The 15,771-nt window shown below is 68.0% G+C and carries 12 protein-coding genes and 1 pseudogene; 4 read left to right on the top strand and 9 right to left on the bottom strand.

Features of this window, described 5'->3' with window-relative positions; genetic code table 11:
- Nucleotides 1-16 precede the first annotated feature (16 nt).
- From Talka_RS01440 to Talka_RS01425, 4 genes are all read right to left on the bottom strand, one after another.
- Nucleotides 17-490, bottom strand: coding sequence for a SixA phosphatase family protein (locus tag Talka_RS01440; protein ID WP_143889272.1), 474 nt, complete (start codon nt 488-490; stop codon nt 17-19).
- A 6-nt stretch (nt 491-496) separates the two neighbouring features.
- Nucleotides 497-2,572 (bottom strand): polyphosphate kinase 1, encoded by a 2,076-nt coding sequence (ppk1, locus tag Talka_RS01435; RefSeq protein WP_246100519.1) that lies wholly within the window; start codon nt 2,570-2,572, stop codon nt 497-499.
- Between the two features lie 75 nt (nt 2,573-2,647).
- On the bottom strand, nt 2,648-3,553 hold the full coding sequence (locus Talka_RS01430; protein WP_143889268.1) for a UDP-2,3-diacylglucosamine diphosphatase: 906 nt from the start codon (nt 3,551-3,553) through the stop codon (nt 2,648-2,650).
- Nucleotides 3,553-4,413, bottom strand: a complete 861-nt coding sequence (locus tag Talka_RS01425) for a GNAT family N-acetyltransferase (RefSeq protein WP_143889266.1) — start codon at nt 4,411-4,413, stop codon at nt 3,553-3,555. Before Talka_RS01425 ends, Talka_RS01430 begins: the two co-directional genes overlap by 1 nt.
- Nucleotides 4,414-4,559: 146 nt before the next feature.
- Between Talka_RS01425 and lplT the strand changes: the two genes are divergently transcribed.
- Nucleotides 4,560-5,834, top strand: coding sequence for a lysophospholipid transporter LplT (lplT, locus tag Talka_RS01420; RefSeq protein WP_246100517.1), 1,275 nt, complete (start codon nt 4,560-4,562; stop codon nt 5,832-5,834).
- On the opposite strand, the gene Talka_RS01415 is transcribed toward lplT, so the two are convergent.
- Nucleotides 5,788-7,038, bottom strand: a complete 1,251-nt coding sequence (locus Talka_RS01415; RefSeq protein ID WP_246100516.1) for a glycosyltransferase family 4 protein — start codon at nt 7,036-7,038, stop codon at nt 5,788-5,790. The genes lplT and Talka_RS01415 overlap by 47 nt on opposite strands.
- A 193-nt stretch (nt 7,039-7,231) precedes the next feature.
- On the opposite strand from Talka_RS01415, the gene Talka_RS01410 reads away from it, so the two are divergent.
- Nucleotides 7,232-7,843: a hypothetical protein gene (locus tag Talka_RS01410; protein ID WP_246100515.1), complete on the top strand. Its 612-nt coding sequence runs from the start codon at nt 7,232-7,234 to the stop codon at nt 7,841-7,843.
- Nucleotides 7,844-7,948: 105 nt separating this feature from the next.
- Here the strand turns inward: Talka_RS01410 and Talka_RS01405 are convergent, their stop codons facing one another.
- Complete coding sequence (locus Talka_RS01405) at nt 7,949-9,652, bottom strand: aminotransferase class III-fold pyridoxal phosphate-dependent enzyme (RefSeq protein ID WP_143889264.1); 1,704 nt, start codon at nt 9,650-9,652, stop codon at nt 7,949-7,951.
- Between the two features lie 61 nt (nt 9,653-9,713).
- Between Talka_RS01405 and asd the strand changes: the two genes are divergently transcribed.
- Nucleotides 9,714-10,598 carry an archaetidylserine decarboxylase gene (gene asd, locus Talka_RS01400; RefSeq protein WP_246100514.1) on the top strand — a complete coding sequence of 295 codons (885 nt, stop codon included), beginning with the start codon at nt 9,714-9,716 and terminating at the stop codon, nt 10,596-10,598.
- Nucleotides 10,599-10,670: 72 nt separating this feature from the next.
- A pseudogene (locus tag Talka_RS01395) lies at nt 10,671-11,432 on the top strand (gamma-glutamyl-gamma-aminobutyrate hydrolase family protein); the annotation flags it as partial.
- Between the two features lie 47 nt (nt 11,433-11,479).
- On the opposite strand, the gene glmM reads toward Talka_RS01395, so the two are convergent.
- From glmM to ftsH, 3 genes are all read right to left on the bottom strand, one after another.
- The gene (gene glmM / locus Talka_RS01390; RefSeq protein ID WP_143889259.1) at nt 11,480-12,838 is read right to left on the bottom strand and encodes a phosphoglucosamine mutase; all 1,359 of its coding nucleotides are present in this window, start codon (nt 12,836-12,838) and stop codon (nt 11,480-11,482) included.
- On the bottom strand, nt 12,835-13,719 hold the full coding sequence (gene folP, locus Talka_RS01385; protein ID WP_143889257.1) for a dihydropteroate synthase: 885 nt from the start codon (nt 13,717-13,719) through the stop codon (nt 12,835-12,837). Before folP ends, glmM begins: the two co-directional genes overlap by 4 nt.
- A 102-nt stretch (nt 13,720-13,821) precedes the next feature.
- On the bottom strand, nt 13,822-15,714 hold the full coding sequence (ftsH, locus tag Talka_RS01380; RefSeq protein ID WP_143889453.1) for an ATP-dependent zinc metalloprotease FtsH: 1,893 nt from the start codon (nt 15,712-15,714) through the stop codon (nt 13,822-13,824).
- Nucleotides 15,715-15,771: the final 57 nt, after the last annotated feature.

Genomic DNA, 15,771 nt, shown 5'->3' with positions numbered 1-15,771 from the left:
GGCTCTGGTTAGCTTTTTACAGCAATTCAGGGGTTTGCACTGACAGCAGCACGGTCTGCCAGTGGCCGTGCTTCTCGCGCCGGCGCAGCCACCAAACCGCACCCTTGCGCACCGAACATTCACCCGCGCTGATGCCAAGCAAGCGCGCCACCACCTGCCCCAGCGTCGGCTGATGCCCAACCAGCAACACCGGTTGACGCGCATCGGGCCACTGCGCCACGGCCAGCAGCTGATCGGGGCTCGCGCCCGGCGCCAAATCTTCGTGCACGCGGTATTTGCGTCGCAGCGCCAACACCGTCTGCTCGGTGCGCACCGCTGGGCTGCACCAGATGCGGGTGCCTTCGGGCAGCTGTCGATCCAACCAGGCGGCCATGCGCGCCGCCTGTTTTTCGCCTTTGGGCGTCAAACGGCGGGACAAGTCGTTACCCCCGCCTTCATCGGTTTCATCCAAGTCTTCCGCTTCCGCATGCCGCCAGAGAATCAAATCCATCGTTGCTCACCCCCGGGTTCCGTAGCGGGTCATCAGCTGCGTCTGCGCCGACACCAACGCGCTGCGGCTGGTCTTGCCGGCAAGGCTGGAAGCTTTGATGTATTCGCCGTGCGGTTGCAACAGCCAGGCGTCGCGCTGATCCGATCGATACAGGTGCAAGCATTCGTCCATGATGCGCGCACGCAATTGAGGATCCGTCACGGGCCAAGCCAACTCCACGCGGCGCAGCATGTTGCGGTTCATCCAGTCGGCGCTGGACAGCCACAGCTCTTCGTGGTCACCGTAGCGGAAATAAAACACCCGCGAATGCTCCAAAAAGCGGCCCACGATGGAGCGGATGCGCACCCGCTCGGTGTGGCCAGGCACGCCAGCCGGCAAGATGCATGCGCCGCGCACGATGGCGTCGATCTCCACACCGGCCTGCGAAGCCTGCACCAGCGCGCGCGCCAGTGGCTCGTCGGTCAGCGCGTTCATCTTCAAAAGAATTTGCGCGGGCTGGCCGGCTTTGGCCGCAGCGGCGCATGCCTCGATGCGCTCCAGCAAGCCTTTTTGCAAATGAAACGGCGCCATCAGCGCCTTGCGCAGTTTGGGCAGCCGGTTTTGGCTGGCCAGGTGCCCAAAAACCGCATCGACATCCGCCGTCAAATCTTCATCCGCCGTCAAATACGAAAGATCCGTGTAAAGCTTGGCCGTGCTGGGGTTGTAGTTGCCGGTCGAGAGGTGGGCATAGCGCACCAGACGACCGTTTTCGCGCCGCGTCACCAGCAACATTTTGGCATGGGTCTTCAAGCCAACAATGCCGTAAACAACCTGTGCCCCCACCGATTCCAGTCGCTCGGCGTGGTTGATGTTGGCCTCTTCGTCAAAGCGCGCTTTGAGCTCCACCACCGCGGTGACTTCCTTGCCGCGGCGCACGGCTTCGCGCAGCAGCTCGGTCATTTCGCCGCGCGAGCCGGTGCGGTAAATCGTCTGCTTGATCGCCAGCACATCGGGGTCTTCGACCGCCTCGCGCAAAAAAGCCAGCACCGCATCAAAACTCTCGTAGGGCTGGTGAATCAGCACGTCCCCTTGCTTGAGCCGCTCGAAGAACGACTGCCCCGGCGTTAGCCCCACCGGCCAGCCTGGCGAGAAGCGCTCAAAGCGCAACGCCGGGGCGTCGATCAAGTCAATAAGCTGGTTGAGCCGCACGAGATTGACCGGCCCCGGCACGCGATAGAGGCTTTCCGGCGGCAGCTCGAACTGCTCCAGCAAAAAGTTAGCCAAAAAGTCCGAGCAGCCGGCCGAGACCTCCAGCCGCAGCGCCTGACCGAAGTGACGCTGCTGCAGCCCCAGCCGCAACGCGGTGCGCAGGTTCTTGACCTCCTCCTCGTCCAGCGCAAGGTCGGAATGACGCGTGACGCGAAACTGCGAAAACTCCAGCACCGTGCGGCCAGGAAACAGATCCGGCAGATGCGCGCGGATAATGCTGGAGATCGATACAAAATGCTGCTGGCGCGAGCCTTGGGCGCTAGGCATCAACACAAAGCGCTTCAGCGCCCGCGGCACTTTGACGATGGCGATTTCATGCTCGCGACCAAACGCGTCGCGCCCCCCGAGCCGCACGATGAAGTTGAGCGACTTGTTGGCCACTTGCGGAAACGGGTGCGCCGGATCCAACGCCACCGGCAACAACAGCGGCTGCACCTCGTGAACAAAATAATCGCGCACCCAGCGGCGTTGATGGGGATTGCGCTCGCCATGCGTGATGATGCGGATGCCGCGTTTTTCCAGCGCAGGCAACAGCTCGTCGTTGTAAATGGCGTATTGGCGATCGACCAAGGCATGGATGCGCTGCGTCAGCGCGTGATAAGTTTCCACCGTGGCCGCGCCGCGTTGTTCCCCCGCCAAGCGCGCGGCGTGGTGCGGCGCAAAACGCACTTCGAAAAATTCGTCCAGGTTGGACGACACAATGGCCAAGTAGCGCAGCCGCTCCAGCAACGGCACATCACGCCGGCATGCCCAGTCAAGCACGCGCTCGTTGAAGGCCAGGATGCTTTGGTCGCGATCGAGAAAAGCGTGGCGGAAGATGGGGGTGGCGGTCATGGTGCAGGCACAACAAACAGGCCGCATGCAGGACGCGGCAAGGAAAAAACCGGGTTTCGCGCCTGCTTGTGCATTTTAAGACGGCTTGGTGACCGTTGCCCCCGACGGAGCCGGCGCCGTTTGGGTCTGCGCCAGCGGCACAGTGGGATGCGCCCAGTGCACCAACTCCAGGCGGCCATCGCGGTGCTCCACCAAGGCGCTTAGACTTTCGACCCAGTCGCCGTCGTTGCAATACAACACCCCGTCGATCACGCGGATCTGCGGACGGTGAATGTGGCCGCAGATGACGCCGTCCAAGCCTCGGCGGCGCGCTTCGTGGGCCAGCGCCTGCTCAAACCGAGTGATGAAATTGACCGCCGACTTGACCCGATGCTTCAGGTATTGCGACAGCGACCAATACGGCAGGCCCAAGCGCGCGCGCAGGGAATTGAGATGACGGTTCAGACGCAGCGCCCACTCGTAGAGCGTATCGCCAAGGTAGGCCAACCACCGGGCATATTGCACCACGCCGTCATACAGATCGCCGTGCGTCACCCAAAGCCGGCGGCCGTCGGCGGTGACGTGCACCGCCTCGGCCACCACATCCACGCCGCCAAACTGATGATCAACGAAGTGCCGCGCAAACTCGTCGTGGTTGCCGGGTATGTAAATCACGTGGCAGCCTTTGCGTGCACGCCGCAGGATTTTTTGCACCACATCGTTGTGGCTTTGCGGCCAATACCAGCGGCGGCGCAGCTGCCAGCCATCGATGATGTCGCCGACCAAATACAGCCGGTCGCTGGGATGCGCCTTGAGGAACGCCAGCAACGCTTTGGCTTGACATCCCGGCGTGCCCAGATGCACATCGGAGATGAAGACCGCTCGCAAACGCTCGCCACTGCGCGGCAGGCCGTCCTCGTCATCCCAGGCAGCAGGCAACGGGGGCTGAGGGGCGGCTGCTGCCATTCGCTTGGCTGCCCCGGCCCACCAGGCGCGCACCATTATGCCCCCAGCAGGTGACGGCGGTAGCGCGGCGGCAGGTCGGCCAACCGCATCATCATCGGCAAGTCGGCGGTGTTGAAGTCCGGATCCCAGGCCGGCGCGCCCAGCACCTTGGCGCCCAGCCGCAGGTAGCCCTTGACCAGCGCCGGCGGCTCCACCGGCAGGGTGTCGTCCAGCTCGTGCACCGGCAGCGGCAGCCGCGGCGTAACGTGGAACTCCACCGGCGCCAGATGGCGCTCGCGCACCTGGCGCCAGATGCTGGCCGCGGCGTGGCCGCCGCCGGCCATGCCGTGCGGACCCTCGTAGTGCATCGGGATGCTGGCGCAGCCGATCATCACGTCCAGCCGGTTGCGCACCATGAAGTCTGCCAGCGCCCCCCAAAGCGCCATGATCACGCCGCCGTGGCGGTGCTGCGGGTGCACGCAGGAGCGGCCCAGCTCCACCATCTGCTCGCGCAGGGCGCGCAGGCGCGTCAGGTCGAACTCGGTGTCGCTGTAGAAGCAGCCGACGCGCTTGGCCTGCGCGGGGGTCAGCACGCGGTAGGTGCCGATCACCTCGCCGCTGCCCGCTTCGCGAACCAGCAAGTGCTCACAATAATCGTCGAACAGATCCACGTCATGACCGGGCAGTGGGGTACGTAGGCGCGCGCCCATCTCCTCGGCAAACACCTGATACCTTAAGCGCTGGGCGGCGCGGACTTCGTCGAGGTGGCGCGCCCAGACCACTTCCAACGGGGCTGCCGGGGTTGCGGCCCGCTCAGTCGGGCGCGCTGGAAGCAACCTCCCGGCCAAGCGGCCCGGGGGGGTCTGGCCCCCCACTAAAGTGGTTAAGTGCAGCGTCGGGATCGGCAACTCTTTCATCGGGCGATTTCTCCGCTTCAGGGCACAGGCGGCGTCGGCAAGACCCGCTGACAGGGCATTGTTGGAAGCCGCCATGACGCCGCGTTGGCGGTTCCGTGTCAATCGCGTGACGCGTGCGGCAAGCGGCAGCGCTTCATGCGGCTGTCATGCAAACGCGTCAGAGTGCGGGCTCGATGCCGGCGGGTTTTTTTTGGTTGGTGGCGGCGCAGTTTTTTTCAGGACTGGCCGACCACGCGGTGCTGATCGTCGCGATTGCGTATTTGCAAGAGCAACGCCACCCGCTTTGGTGGGCGCCGCTGCTGAAACTGGTGTTCACCTGGAGCTATGTGCTGCTGGCGCCGATCGCAGGGGCATGGGCCGATGCGGTGCGCAAAAACGTGCTGATGGGCCGCATGAATGCCTTGAAAGCGCTGGCGGTGGCAGGTCTGGTGGCTGGCCTGCATCCACTAGTGGCGTTCGCGATGCTCGGCCTGGGCGCGGCGCTGTATGCGCCAGCCAAATATGGCTGGATCACCGAATCAACCCCTGGGCGCGACCTGGTGGCCGCCAACGGCTGGGTGGAAGTGTCGGTGGTGCTGTCGGTGCTGCTGGGCACCGCGTTGGGCGGATGGTGGGTTTCGCCGGCTTGGCAAGCGCCGCAAGCCGCGGCTTGGCTGGGGCTGCCGCCGTGGCTGCCGCCGACCGCGTTGCTGCCTGCCTTTGCCGCCGTTTTGACCTTGTATGTGCTGGCGGCCTGGTGCAACCGCCGCATCCCGTCACGGCCGGTTCGGCGCGGCCTGCCCGCGCGAGAATGGCCTGCGCTTTGGCCCCGGTTTTGGCGCGACAACCTGCGCCTGTGGCGCGATCCGCTTGGGGGGCTATCGCTGGCCGTGACCACATGGTTCTGGGGGTTTGGCGCGCTGATGCAAATCGCGGTGCTGCGCTGGGCCGAACTGCAACTCGATCTGGCGCTGTCCCAGGCTGCCTACCTGCAAGCCACCGTGGCGTTGGGGGTGGTCGCGGGCGCAGCTTGGGCCGCCCGTAAGGTGGAGCTGCGCCGGGCCTGGCGCGTGCTGCCGCTGGGCGTGGCGCTGGGCGCGCTGCTGGCGGTGGCGGTGCACACGCGCGAGCTGGAGCTCGCGGTGCTGGGGCTGCTGGTCATCGGCGCGCTGGGCGGGATGCTGGTGGTGCCGATGAACGCGCTGCTGCAATACCGAGGCCATCGGCTGCTGCAGCCGGGGCAGTCGATCGCCATCCAGGGCTTCAACGAAAATGCCAGCGTCCTCGTGATGCTGGGCGCGTTGGCTTGGGCGATGCGCGCCGACTGGCCGCTGGTGCCGCTGCTGTCGGCGCTCGGGGTGACGATGGCGCTGGGACTGGCGCTGCTGTGGGGTCTCACGCGCCGGTGGCGGGCAGACCGTCCCACCACGGCGACGACTTGACCACCGCCGGCCCAGCAGCGTGCGCCGCCAGCAGCCGCAACCAAATCGACTCCACCTGCTCGACAATGCGCCCCCAGCCCAAGTGCTGCACCGCATGCACGGCGCCACCTTGCAAGCGCTGCAACAACGCATCGTCACCCGCCACCGCGCGCGCACATTGCAGGTAAGCCTGCGCATCGCCCACCGGAGCCAGCAGACCGCTTTCGCCATGGCGCACCACCTCGGCCGCGGCCGCGTAGTCAAACGCCAGCACCGGCAGCCCGCTGGCCAGGGCCTCCAGCGTCACGTTGCCAAAAGTCTCCGTCAAGCTCGGAAACGCCAGCAAATCGCCGTTGGCATACGCTTGCGCCAGCGCCGAGCCGTGCAACGCACCCAGCAGCACCGCCTGCGGGCAACGCTGCGCCAGCCAGCCGCGCTGCGGGCCGTCGCCCACCACCACCAGGCGCCAGCGGGGCTGCACCGCAAGCATCGCCTCAAACGTTGAGGCCAAGAGTTCAAGATTTTTTTCCGGCGCCAGCCGTCCGACGTACAACAACACGCGCTCGTCGGGCCCCACCCCCCAAACCGCGCGCAACGCCGGGTTGCGCAGCGCGGGGGTGAAACGATCGACATCCACGCCGCGCTGCACAACGATGAGCCGCTCAAACCCCGCAGCGCGCAACTGCTGGCGCAAACCCTCTGTGGGCACCAGCGTGCAGTCGGCGTGGTTGTGAAAGCGCCGCAGGTAAGCCTGCACCGAACGGCGCAGCCAGCCCACGCCGTAATGCTCGCTGTAAGCGTCGAAGTTGGTGCGAAAATCCGAGCTCACCGGCAGCTGCAGCTTGCGCGCGGTGCGCAGCGCCGACCAGCCCAATGGCCCCTCGGTGGCGATGTGCACGATATCCGGACGGCGACGCATCCACAGCGCTTGCAGCGCGCGCTGCGCCGGCAGACCCATGCGTAACTGCGGGTAACGCGGAATGGGCAAGCCGCGTGTCAGCACCTGCTCCAGACCCAAGCGGCTGCCGTCGCGGTCGTAGGCGTCGCTGTCTTGGCGCGGGCGCACCACCTGCACGTGGTGGTCGCGCAGCTGCAGCCCGCGCACCAGCCGCTCCACCGTGGTGGCCACACCGTTGACCTCGGGCGGAAAGGTTTCAGTGACCACCGAAACACGCAGCAGCGTGCGGCGGGGCGGGAAATTTTCAACCGTCAGGCGCGCATCCATGCCGCACAGCATCGGCCGCGCTTGCGACAAGCGTGTGACATCGACGTCTTAGCGTTCATGTGTCACGGCGATGTCACACGATGTCGCGAGCATGACGTGGACCGGATCCCCGCCGCCGCGAGGCTGCGGCGACCGAGCGGACGTCCGGCCACCCTTCCAACCCCTCTGACCCTTTGCTGGATAAGGCTGCCCGATGATGCTGCAACGTTTTTTGCACACCCTGCGCGAGCAGCGCTGGGATGACCACCGCTACTACCACCAAAGCCGCATCAACCAGACGCTGCACCTGATCAGCGCCATCAGCTTTGTGGTGGCCTATGTATGGCTGTTCCATGACCCGGCCACCGCCGCGCTGATCGCGTGGGGCGTCTCGATGGTGACGCGCCAATCCGGCCACTTCTTCTTTGAGCCCAAAGGCTACGACCACGTCAACCAGGTGACGCACGAATACAAGGAAGCGGTCAAGGTCGGCTACAACCTGAAGCGTAAGGTGGTGCTGATGACGGTGTGGGCGGCCTCGCCGCTGCTGCTGGTGTGGGATCCGACGGCGTTCGGGTGGCTGGAGCCGCATGAAGACTGGCGCGGCTTCTGGCACAACGTCGGCTGGCTGTGGTTGGCGATTGGCGTCGGCGGGCTGCTGGTGCGCGTGCTGCAGTTGTGGGTCGAGCGCGATCTCTACACTGGCGTGGTTTGGGTCACCAAGATCCTCACCGACCCGTTTCACGACATCAAGCTCTACCACCGCGCGCCGCTTTATTTGCTGCGCGGTCAGCTGCTCGACCCGGGTCATCCGCGCGCCGGTTGACGGCGGCAACCTAGCCCGTTCGCGGCTCGCGCGCCAAGGCTCGCTGCTTCGGCGACAACAGCCTGCAGCGCTGGGGTCGCCCGCACGGGCCGGGCAGCCCAAGCCTTAGCGGGCAGCCGCGGCGTCAGGCGGCGCCCCCGCGCCGTGCTGCTTTCTTCCGCGCCACCACGCTTGCAGCGTCTCGCGCAGCAGGCCGCGGCGAAGGCGGCGGGCCCACGCCTCGGGCGGCAGCGTCTCGTCGCGCCACCACCAGCCGTCGGCCTGCATGCGCCGGCAGGCGGCGAGAAACCGCTGCAGCGTCTCCTCGAACACTGATTCCTCCAGCGCGATCGGAAAGATCAGCCGCCCGGTGCCGACCCAGCTCAGCGCCAGTCCCGCGTCGCGCAGGTAGTACTGCAGCAGCCAGTGGTAGCGCCCCGGCTGGGTGTAGAGCACCGTCCAGATCGACGACAGCGCCGCCACCCGCACCGGCACCCCCGCGGCCTGCAGCGCCGCGTTGAAGCGCCGCTCGCGCGCGCGCCAGCGCTCCTCCAGCCCGTCGTAGGCGGCGCGCACCTCCGGCCGATCCAGCGCGCGCAGGAAGGCGTTCATCGCCCCCATGACGTAGGGGTGGGCGTTGAAGGTGCCGCGCGCGAAGCACAGGTCGGCCGGGCGCTCGGGGCGAAAGCGCTCCATCCAGCGCCGTTTGCCGCAGACCACGCCGACCGGCAGGCCGCCGCCCAGCGTCTTGCCGTAGCAGACCAGGTCGGCCTGCACGCCAAAATACGCTTGCGCGCCGCCCGGCGCCAGGCGAAAGCCGACGAACACCTCGTCGAAGATCAGTGCGATGCCGGCCTCGGTGCAGACCTCGCGCAGGCGCTGCAGCCAGCGCGCGTAGGCGTCGCGGTCAAAGGCCGCCGCGCGCGCGCCGCTGACCAGCGTGGAGTCGCTCGGCGCGGCGCGGTTGGGGTGCAACGCCTGCAGCGGGTTGACCAGCACGCAGGCGATGTCGCGCCGCGTGCGCAGCACCTCCAGCGTCGCCTCGCTCAGGTCCGCCAGCGTGTAGGTCTCGCGCGGCGGCAGCGGGTTGCCGGGGCCGGGCTGCACGTCCTCCCACCAGCCGTGGTAGGCGCCCGCAAACCGCACGACGTAGCGCCGCCCGGTGTGGTAGCGCGCCAGCCGCACGGCCTGCATCACCGCTTCGGTGCCGGACATGTGAAACGTCACGTCGTCCATGCCGCTCAAGGCCTTCAGGCGCGCGACGTTGTCGGCCACGCACGGGTGCAGGCCGCCCAGCACCGGCCCCAGCGCCGCGCCGAGGCGCGCACCCTCCTCCATCGTGCCCTTGTAGAAGTCCAGCCCCAGCATGTTGACGCCGTAGGAGCCGGTCAGGTCGAGGAAGCGGTTGCCATCGAGGTCGATCAGCCAGGGGCCGTCGTTGCGCGCCCAGAAGGCGCCCACCGGCAGCTCGCGCGCGAGCTGCGCGAACGGATACGGCACACGGTAGCGCCCGGTCAGGCGCAGGTCCGGCATGCCTTCGCGCGCCTGCGCGGTCAGCGCCAGCGTCTGCGGCGCAGCTGTGCGCAGTCGCTGCGACAGCGCCTGCCAGCCCTGCAGACGCGCCTGCAGCACGTCGGCCGGCGCGCCGTCCAGCGCGAACGCCTGCGGTGCCTGCAGCGCGTAGCCGGGCAGCCAGCGGGCCACGCGCTTGGCCATGCGCGGGTGCCCCGCAAGCGACGGCGCCTTGGCGCGCGACAGACGCAGCCGCCGCCAGCCCCACGGCGCGGCCGCCAGCGCCGCGGCGGCCCCCCACCAGACCGGTTCGAGCATCGGTGTCACCATTCCTTCAACGCGTTGCGCGACAGTTCTACGTATGCCCTTTGACACGCCTGTGAAATCGCAGCCCGCGCGGGCCGGCTGGCGCGCCTGGCGCGACCGCGTGCTGCAACACGAGCCGCTCAACTTTGCGCTGACCAACCACGTGCCGCGCGTGGCGCTGACCCTGCTGATGGGGCGGCTGAGCCGCATCGAGAACCGAACCTTCACGCGGCTGGCGCTGGCGGTGTGGCGGCTGTTTGCGGACCTGGACCTGAGCGAGGCCGCCCCGGCCGACTACCGCAGCCTGCGCGACGTCTTCACGCGCGCGCTGCGCGACGGCGCGCGCCCCTTCGACCCCGACCCGGACGTGCTGTGCAGCCCGTGCGACGCCATCGTCGGCGCCTGCGGCGACGTGCACGGCACCACCGTCTGGCAGGCCAAGGGCATGCCCTATCGGCTGGAGGATCTGATCGGCCCCGAGGCCGCCGCCGTGCACGCCAACGGGCGCTTCGTCACGCTGCGGCTGACCTCGACGATGTACCACCGCTTCCACGCCCCGGCCGACCTGCACGTGCGGCGCGTGCGCTACGTCAGCGGCGACGTCTTCAACGTCAACCCCCCGGCGCTGCGGCGTATCCCGGGGCTGTTCTGCCGCAACGAGCGCGCGCTGATCGAGGCGACGCTGCCGGACGGCAGCCCGATCGCGCTGGTGCCGGTGGCGGCGATCCTGGTGGCCAGCATCCGGCTGCACTTCCTCGACGTCACGCTGCACCTGCGCTGGCGCGGCCCGCACGAGCTGCCGTGCGACGCGAGCTTAAGCCGCGGGCAGGAGATGGGCTGGTTCGAGCACGGCTCGACCCTCATCCTGTTCGTGCCGGCACACTGGCGGCTGGCCGACGGCATCGAGCCGGGCGGCACGATCCGCGCCGGGCAGGCGCTGTGGCGGCGCGCGGACTGAACCGAGCCAGCGCGCGGCGGTCTATCATCGCAAAGCCTACCCTTGAGCGCGCTTGCCATGTTCGGACGTCATCGCCCCGTGCACATCGGCCTGTCGGCCCGCATTTTCCATCCCGAAGCCGGCGGCACCGGCCTGCGCACCAAGACGCTGCAGGTGCTGGAACAGTCGGTGGCGCAGTGGGCCGCCTCGCGCGACACGCTGGTGTTGATGATCCCGTCGGTATTGCAAGATGGCGCGCTGCAGCGCAGCAGCATTCGGGTGCGCGATTACGCGCAGTATCTGGATGGCTTGATTCTGCAGGGCGGCGCCGACGTCAGCCCACGCGCCTACGGCGAGGAGCCGCTCAAGCCCGAGTGGGCCGGCGACCCGGTGCGCGACGCCTACGAGCTGGAGCTGGTGCACGAGTTCCTCGAGGCCGGCAAGCCGATCCTGGGCATCTGCCGCGGCATGCAGTTGATCAACGTGGCCTTCGGCGGCAGCCTTTATCAAGACATCGCTGCGCTGGTGCCGCACGCGATTGCACATGAAACCGCCGATTACGACCGCCACCGCCACGAAGTGCAGCTGGCCCCTGGGGGCTGGCTGGAGCGCTGGAACGGGGCGCTGCCGGGGCGCATGGTGGCCTCGATTCATCACCAGGCGATCAAGCGGCTGGGCCGCGACTTGGCGGTTGAGGCCACCGCGCCCGATGGTTTGATTGAAGCGATTCGCTATCAAGGCCGCCCATTTGTGTTCGGGGTGCAGTGGCACCCCGAATTTCACCGCCTGGACGATGAGGCGATGCTGGATCCCACCCCGATGCTGGAGGCGTTTTTGGCCGCCGCGCGGCGCTAGCGCGCGCAGTCCGTGGTTGCGGGGAAAACGCATCCCCGCCGCCCGAGCTAGGCCGCCGCTGCCAACGCCGGATGCGACAGAGCGGCTTGCGCCAACGCCTCCGCCCAGCGCTCGGCGTCCTCGGCGCGGCGCGCCTCCACCATCACGCGCAGCACCGGCTCGGTGCCGCTGGCGCGAATCAGCACGCGGCCACTGGAGCCCAGCGCCGCCTCGGCCTCGCGCTGCGCCTGCTGCAGCGCGGCGTTGGCGCGCCAGTCCGCGCCCGGCGCCAGCCGCACGTTGCGCAGCACCTGCGGAAAGCGCTCCACGCCGCGCAGCACCTCCGCCAGCGTGCGCTGCTGGCGCAGGCACGCCTGCAGCACCTGCAGCGCCGAGACAATGCCGTCGCCGGTGGTTTGTTTATCCAGAATGATCAGGTGGCCGGAACCCTCCCCGCCCAGCAGCCAGTGGTGGCGGTGCAGCTCCTCCAGCACGTAGCGGTCGCCGACCTTGGCGCGCACCAGCCGCACGCCGCGCGCGGCCAGCGCCTGCTCGATCGCCATGTTGGTCATCAGCGTGCCGACCACGCCCGGCAGCACCTCGTCGCGGCCGAGGCGGTCGTCCGCCAGCACGTACAGCAGCTCGTCGCCGTCGTAGAGGCGGCCGCTGGCGTCCACCATCTGCAGCCGGTCGGCGTCGCCGTCCAGCGCGATGCCGAGGTCGGCCTCGTGCGCGCGCACCGCAGCGATCAGCGTCTGCGGATGCGTAGCCCCGACGCCGTCGTTGATGTTGCGGCCGTTGGGGCTGCAGCCGATCGGCACCACGTCGGCGCCGAGCTCGTGGAACACCGCCGGCGCGATCTGGTAGGCCGCGCCGTGCGCCGCATCGACCACGATCTTGAGCCCGCGCAGGCTGAGGTCCGGGGCAAAGGTGCTCTTGCAGAACTCGATGTAGCGCCCGGCGGCGTCGTTCAGCCGCCGCGCCGCGCCGAGCGCCGCCGACTCCACCCACGCCGGCGGCTGCGCCAGCGCCGCCTCCACCGCCAGCTCCCACTCGTCGGGCAGCTTGGTGCCGTGGGCGCTGAAGAACTTGATGCCGTTGTCCGGGTAGGGGTTGTGGCTGGCGCTGATGACGACGCCGAGGCTCGCCCGCTGCGCGCGCGTCAGGTACGCCACCGCCGGCGTCGGCACCGGCCCGAGCAGCACCACGTCCACCCCGGCGGAGGCAAAGCCCGACTCCAGCGCCGACTCGAGCATGTAGCCGGAGATGCGCGTGTCCTTGCCGATCAGCACCGTGGGCCGCGCCTCGGTGCGCCTGAGCACCTGGCCGACCGCGTGCGCCAGCCGCAGCGCAAAGTCCGGCGTGATCGGCGGATGCCCCACCGTGCCGCGGATGCCATCGGTGCCGAAGTACTGTCGTGTCGTCATGCGTCCTCCCTGTCGCTTTCCCTTTCGTTCAACGCCATCCAGACCTGCAGCGCCTGCACGGTGGCGGCGACGTCGTGCACGCGCACGATGCGCGCGCCGCGCTGCACCGCGAGCATGGCCGCGGCGACGCTCGCCCCCAGCCGCTCGGCGGCCACCGCCACGCCGGTGAGGCGCCCCAGCGTGGACTTGCGCGACCAGCCGGCCAGCAGCGGCCAGCCGAGCGCCAGCAGCTCGCGCTGGCGGGCGAGCAAATCGAGGTTTTGCTCCACCGTCTTGCCAAAGCCGATGCCGTAGTCCAGCACGATGCGCTCAGCCGCCACGCCGCGCGCCAGCAGCGCTTGCGCCCGCGCGGCAAGGAATTCACGCACCTGCGGCACCGCGTCGCCCTGCATCGGCTGCACCTGCATGTCCTGCGGCTGGCGGTGCATGTGCATCAGCACCACGCCGCAGGCCGGGTCCTGCGCCACCACGTCCTCGGCGCTGCGGCCATCCGCGCCCGTGCGCCGCAGCGCCCAAACGTCGTTGACGATGTCGGCCCCCAGCGCCAGGCACTCGGCCATCACCTCGGGCTTGGAGGTGTCGATGCTGATCGGCACGCCCCAGCGCACCGCCTCGCGCACCACCGGAGCGACGCGCGCCAGCTCCTCCTCGAGCGGCACCGGCGGCGCGCCGGGTCGGGTCGATTCGCCACCGATGTCGAGGATGTCGGCTCCCTCCCTCAGCAGCGCCTCGGCGTGGCGCAGGGCGCTGGCCGTGTCCGCATGGACGCCGCCGTCGGAAAACGAGTCCGGCGTGACGTTGACGATGCCCATCACGCGCGGGCGGGCAAGGTCAATCCAGAAACGTCGGGTGCGCCAAGCGGGAGCGTGAGGAACGTGCATACCCCGCTATTGTGCCGAACCGTCGGGCTGCAACCTCCAACTGGGAACCGTGCCGAATCACGAGGCCCGACCGCAACGGCGCACCGACGCCAATGGTTCGGATCAAGCCGCCGTCGGAGCCTGCGGGGCCGTTTCGTTTTGGCCCACCACCGGAGCTGCTCCGCCCCCTTGACCGCCGCCAGAGGAAGGGTTGGGCGGCGTGATGTCCTTCGGGGGCCGCGGCGGACGCCCCGCCATGATGTCGTCAATCTGGTCGGCGTCCAACGTTTCCCATTCCAGCAACGCCTGCGCCAAGGCGTGCATTTTGTCTTTGTTTTCTTCGATCAGCCGCCGGGCCAGCGCGTACTGCTCGTCGATGATGCGGCGCACCTCGGCATCGACCTGCCGCATGGTCTCTTCGCTGATGTTGGTGGTCTTGGTGATCGAGCGGCCGAGGAACACCTCACCCTCGTTTTCGGCATAGACCATCGGCCCGAGCTTCTCGGACATGCCGTAGCGCATCACCATGTCGCGCGCGATTTGCGTGGCGCGCTCGAAGTCGTTGCTCGCCCCGGTGGTCATCTGGTTCATGAAGACCTCCTCGGCGATGCGGCCGCCGAACAGCATCGCGATCTGGTTCAGCATGTATTCCTTGTCGTAGGAATACCGGTCGCGTTCGGGCAAGCTCATCGTCACGCCCAGCGCCCGCCCGCGCGGGATGATCGTGACCTTGTGCACTGGGTCGCACTTGGGCAGCAGCTTGCCGATCAGCGCATGGCCGGCCTCGTGGTAGGCGGTGTTGCGCCGCTCTTCCTCCGGCATGACCATGCTCTTGCGCTCCGGGCCCATCAGGATCTTGTCCTTGGCCTTCTCGAAGTCCTGCATCTCGACGACGCGGGCGTTGCGCCGCGCCGCCATCAGCGCCGCCTCGTTGCACAGGTTGGCCAGGTCCGCCCCGCTCATGCCCGGGGTGCCGCGCGCGATCACCTCGGCGCTGACATCCGGGCCGATCGGGATCTTGCGCATGTGCACTTTCAGGATCTGCTCCCGCCCGCGGATGTCCGGCAGCGTCACATACACCTGCCGGTCGAAGCGACCCGGGCGCAGCAGCGCGGCGTCCAGAATGTCGGGCCGGTTGGTGGCGGCAATCACGATGACGCCGAGGTTGGTCTCGAAGCCGTCCATCTCCACCAGCATCTGGTTGAGCGTCTGCTCGCGCTCGTCGTTGCCGCCGCCCAAGCCGGCACCGCGCTGGCGCCCCACCGCGTCGATCTCGTCGATGAAGATGATGCAGGGCGCGTTCTTCTTGGCCTGCTCGAACATGTCGCGCACGCGCGCCGCGCCCACGCCGACGAACATCTCGACAAAGTCCGAGCCAGAAATGCTGAAGAACGGCACCTTAGCCTCGCCGGCGATCGCCTTGGCCAGCAGCGTCTTGCCGGTGCCGGGCGGCCCCACCAGCAGCAGCCCGCGCGGAATGCGCCCGCCGAGCTTCTGGAACTTCTGCGGATCCTTCAGGAAGTCGACCAGCTCCTTGACCTCTTCCTTGGCCTCGTCGCAGCCGGCCACGTCGGCGAACGTGACCGTGTTGGCCGACTCGTCCAGCATGCGCGCCTTGCTCTTGCCGAAGCTGAACGCGCCGCCGCGGCCGCCCTGCATCTGGCGCATGAAGTAGATCCACACGCCGATCAGCAGCAGCATCGGCCCCCAGCTGACCAGCAGCGTCATCAGCAGCGAGCCTTCCTCGCGCGGGCGCACGTCGAACTTGACGTCGTTGGCGATCAGGTCACCGATCAGGCCGCGGTCAAGGTAGGTGGCGTTGGTGCGGATGCGGCGGTCGTCGGTGGTGACGGCGATGATCTCGGTGCCGCTGGAGCCTTCCTGGATCGTGGCGCTCTTGATGCGCTGCGCCTTGACCTCGTTGAGGAAGTCGGAGTACGCCATGTAGCCGGCGCCGGTGGTGGCACGACCATCGAATTGCTTGAAGACCGTGAACAGCACCATGGCGATCACCATCCAGATCGCCACTTTCGAGATCCACTGGTTGTTGTTCAACGAAGGCTCCTGCTCAAC

The sequence above is a fragment of the Tepidimonas alkaliphilus genome (assembly GCF_007556595.1).
Taxonomy (GTDB): domain Bacteria; phylum Pseudomonadota; class Gammaproteobacteria; order Burkholderiales; family Burkholderiaceae_C; genus Tepidimonas; species Tepidimonas alkaliphila.
This window is presented reverse-complemented; position numbering and strand designations above follow the sequence as displayed.

What these genes read in the sequence shown, in the direction of transcription:
- Talka_RS01440 (WP_143889272.1), bottom strand. Translation starts at nt 490, where the DNA reads ATGGATTTGATTCTCTGGCGGCATGCGGAAGCGGAAGACTTGGATGAA.
- ppk1 (WP_246100519.1), bottom strand. Translation starts at nt 2,572, where the DNA reads ATGACCGCCACCCCCATCTTCCGCCACGCTTTTCTCGATCGCGACCAA.
- Talka_RS01430 (WP_143889268.1), bottom strand. Translation starts at nt 3,553, where the DNA reads ATGGTGCGCGCCTGGTGGGCCGGGGCAGCCAAGCGAATGGCAGCAGCC.
- Talka_RS01425 (WP_143889266.1), bottom strand. Translation starts at nt 4,413, where the DNA reads ATGAAAGAGTTGCCGATCCCGACGCTGCACTTAACCACTTTAGTGGGG.
- lplT (WP_246100517.1), top strand. Translation starts at nt 4,560, where the DNA reads ATGCAAACGCGTCAGAGTGCGGGCTCGATGCCGGCGGGTTTTTTTTGG.
- Talka_RS01415 (WP_246100516.1), bottom strand. Translation starts at nt 7,038, where the DNA reads ATGGATGCGCGCCTGACGGTTGAAAATTTCCCGCCCCGCCGCACGCTG.
- Talka_RS01410 (WP_246100515.1), top strand. Translation starts at nt 7,232, where the DNA reads ATGATGCTGCAACGTTTTTTGCACACCCTGCGCGAGCAGCGCTGGGAT.
- Talka_RS01405 (WP_143889264.1), bottom strand. Translation starts at nt 9,652, where the DNA reads ATGCTCGAACCGGTCTGGTGGGGGGCCGCCGCGGCGCTGGCGGCCGCG.
- glmM (WP_143889259.1), bottom strand. Translation starts at nt 12,838, where the DNA reads ATGACGACACGACAGTACTTCGGCACCGATGGCATCCGCGGCACGGTG.
- folP (WP_143889257.1), bottom strand. Translation starts at nt 13,719, where the DNA reads ATGCACGTTCCTCACGCTCCCGCTTGGCGCACCCGACGTTTCTGGATT.
- ftsH (WP_143889453.1), bottom strand. Translation starts at nt 15,714, where the DNA reads ATGGTGATCGCCATGGTGCTGTTCACGGTCTTCAAGCAATTCGATGGT.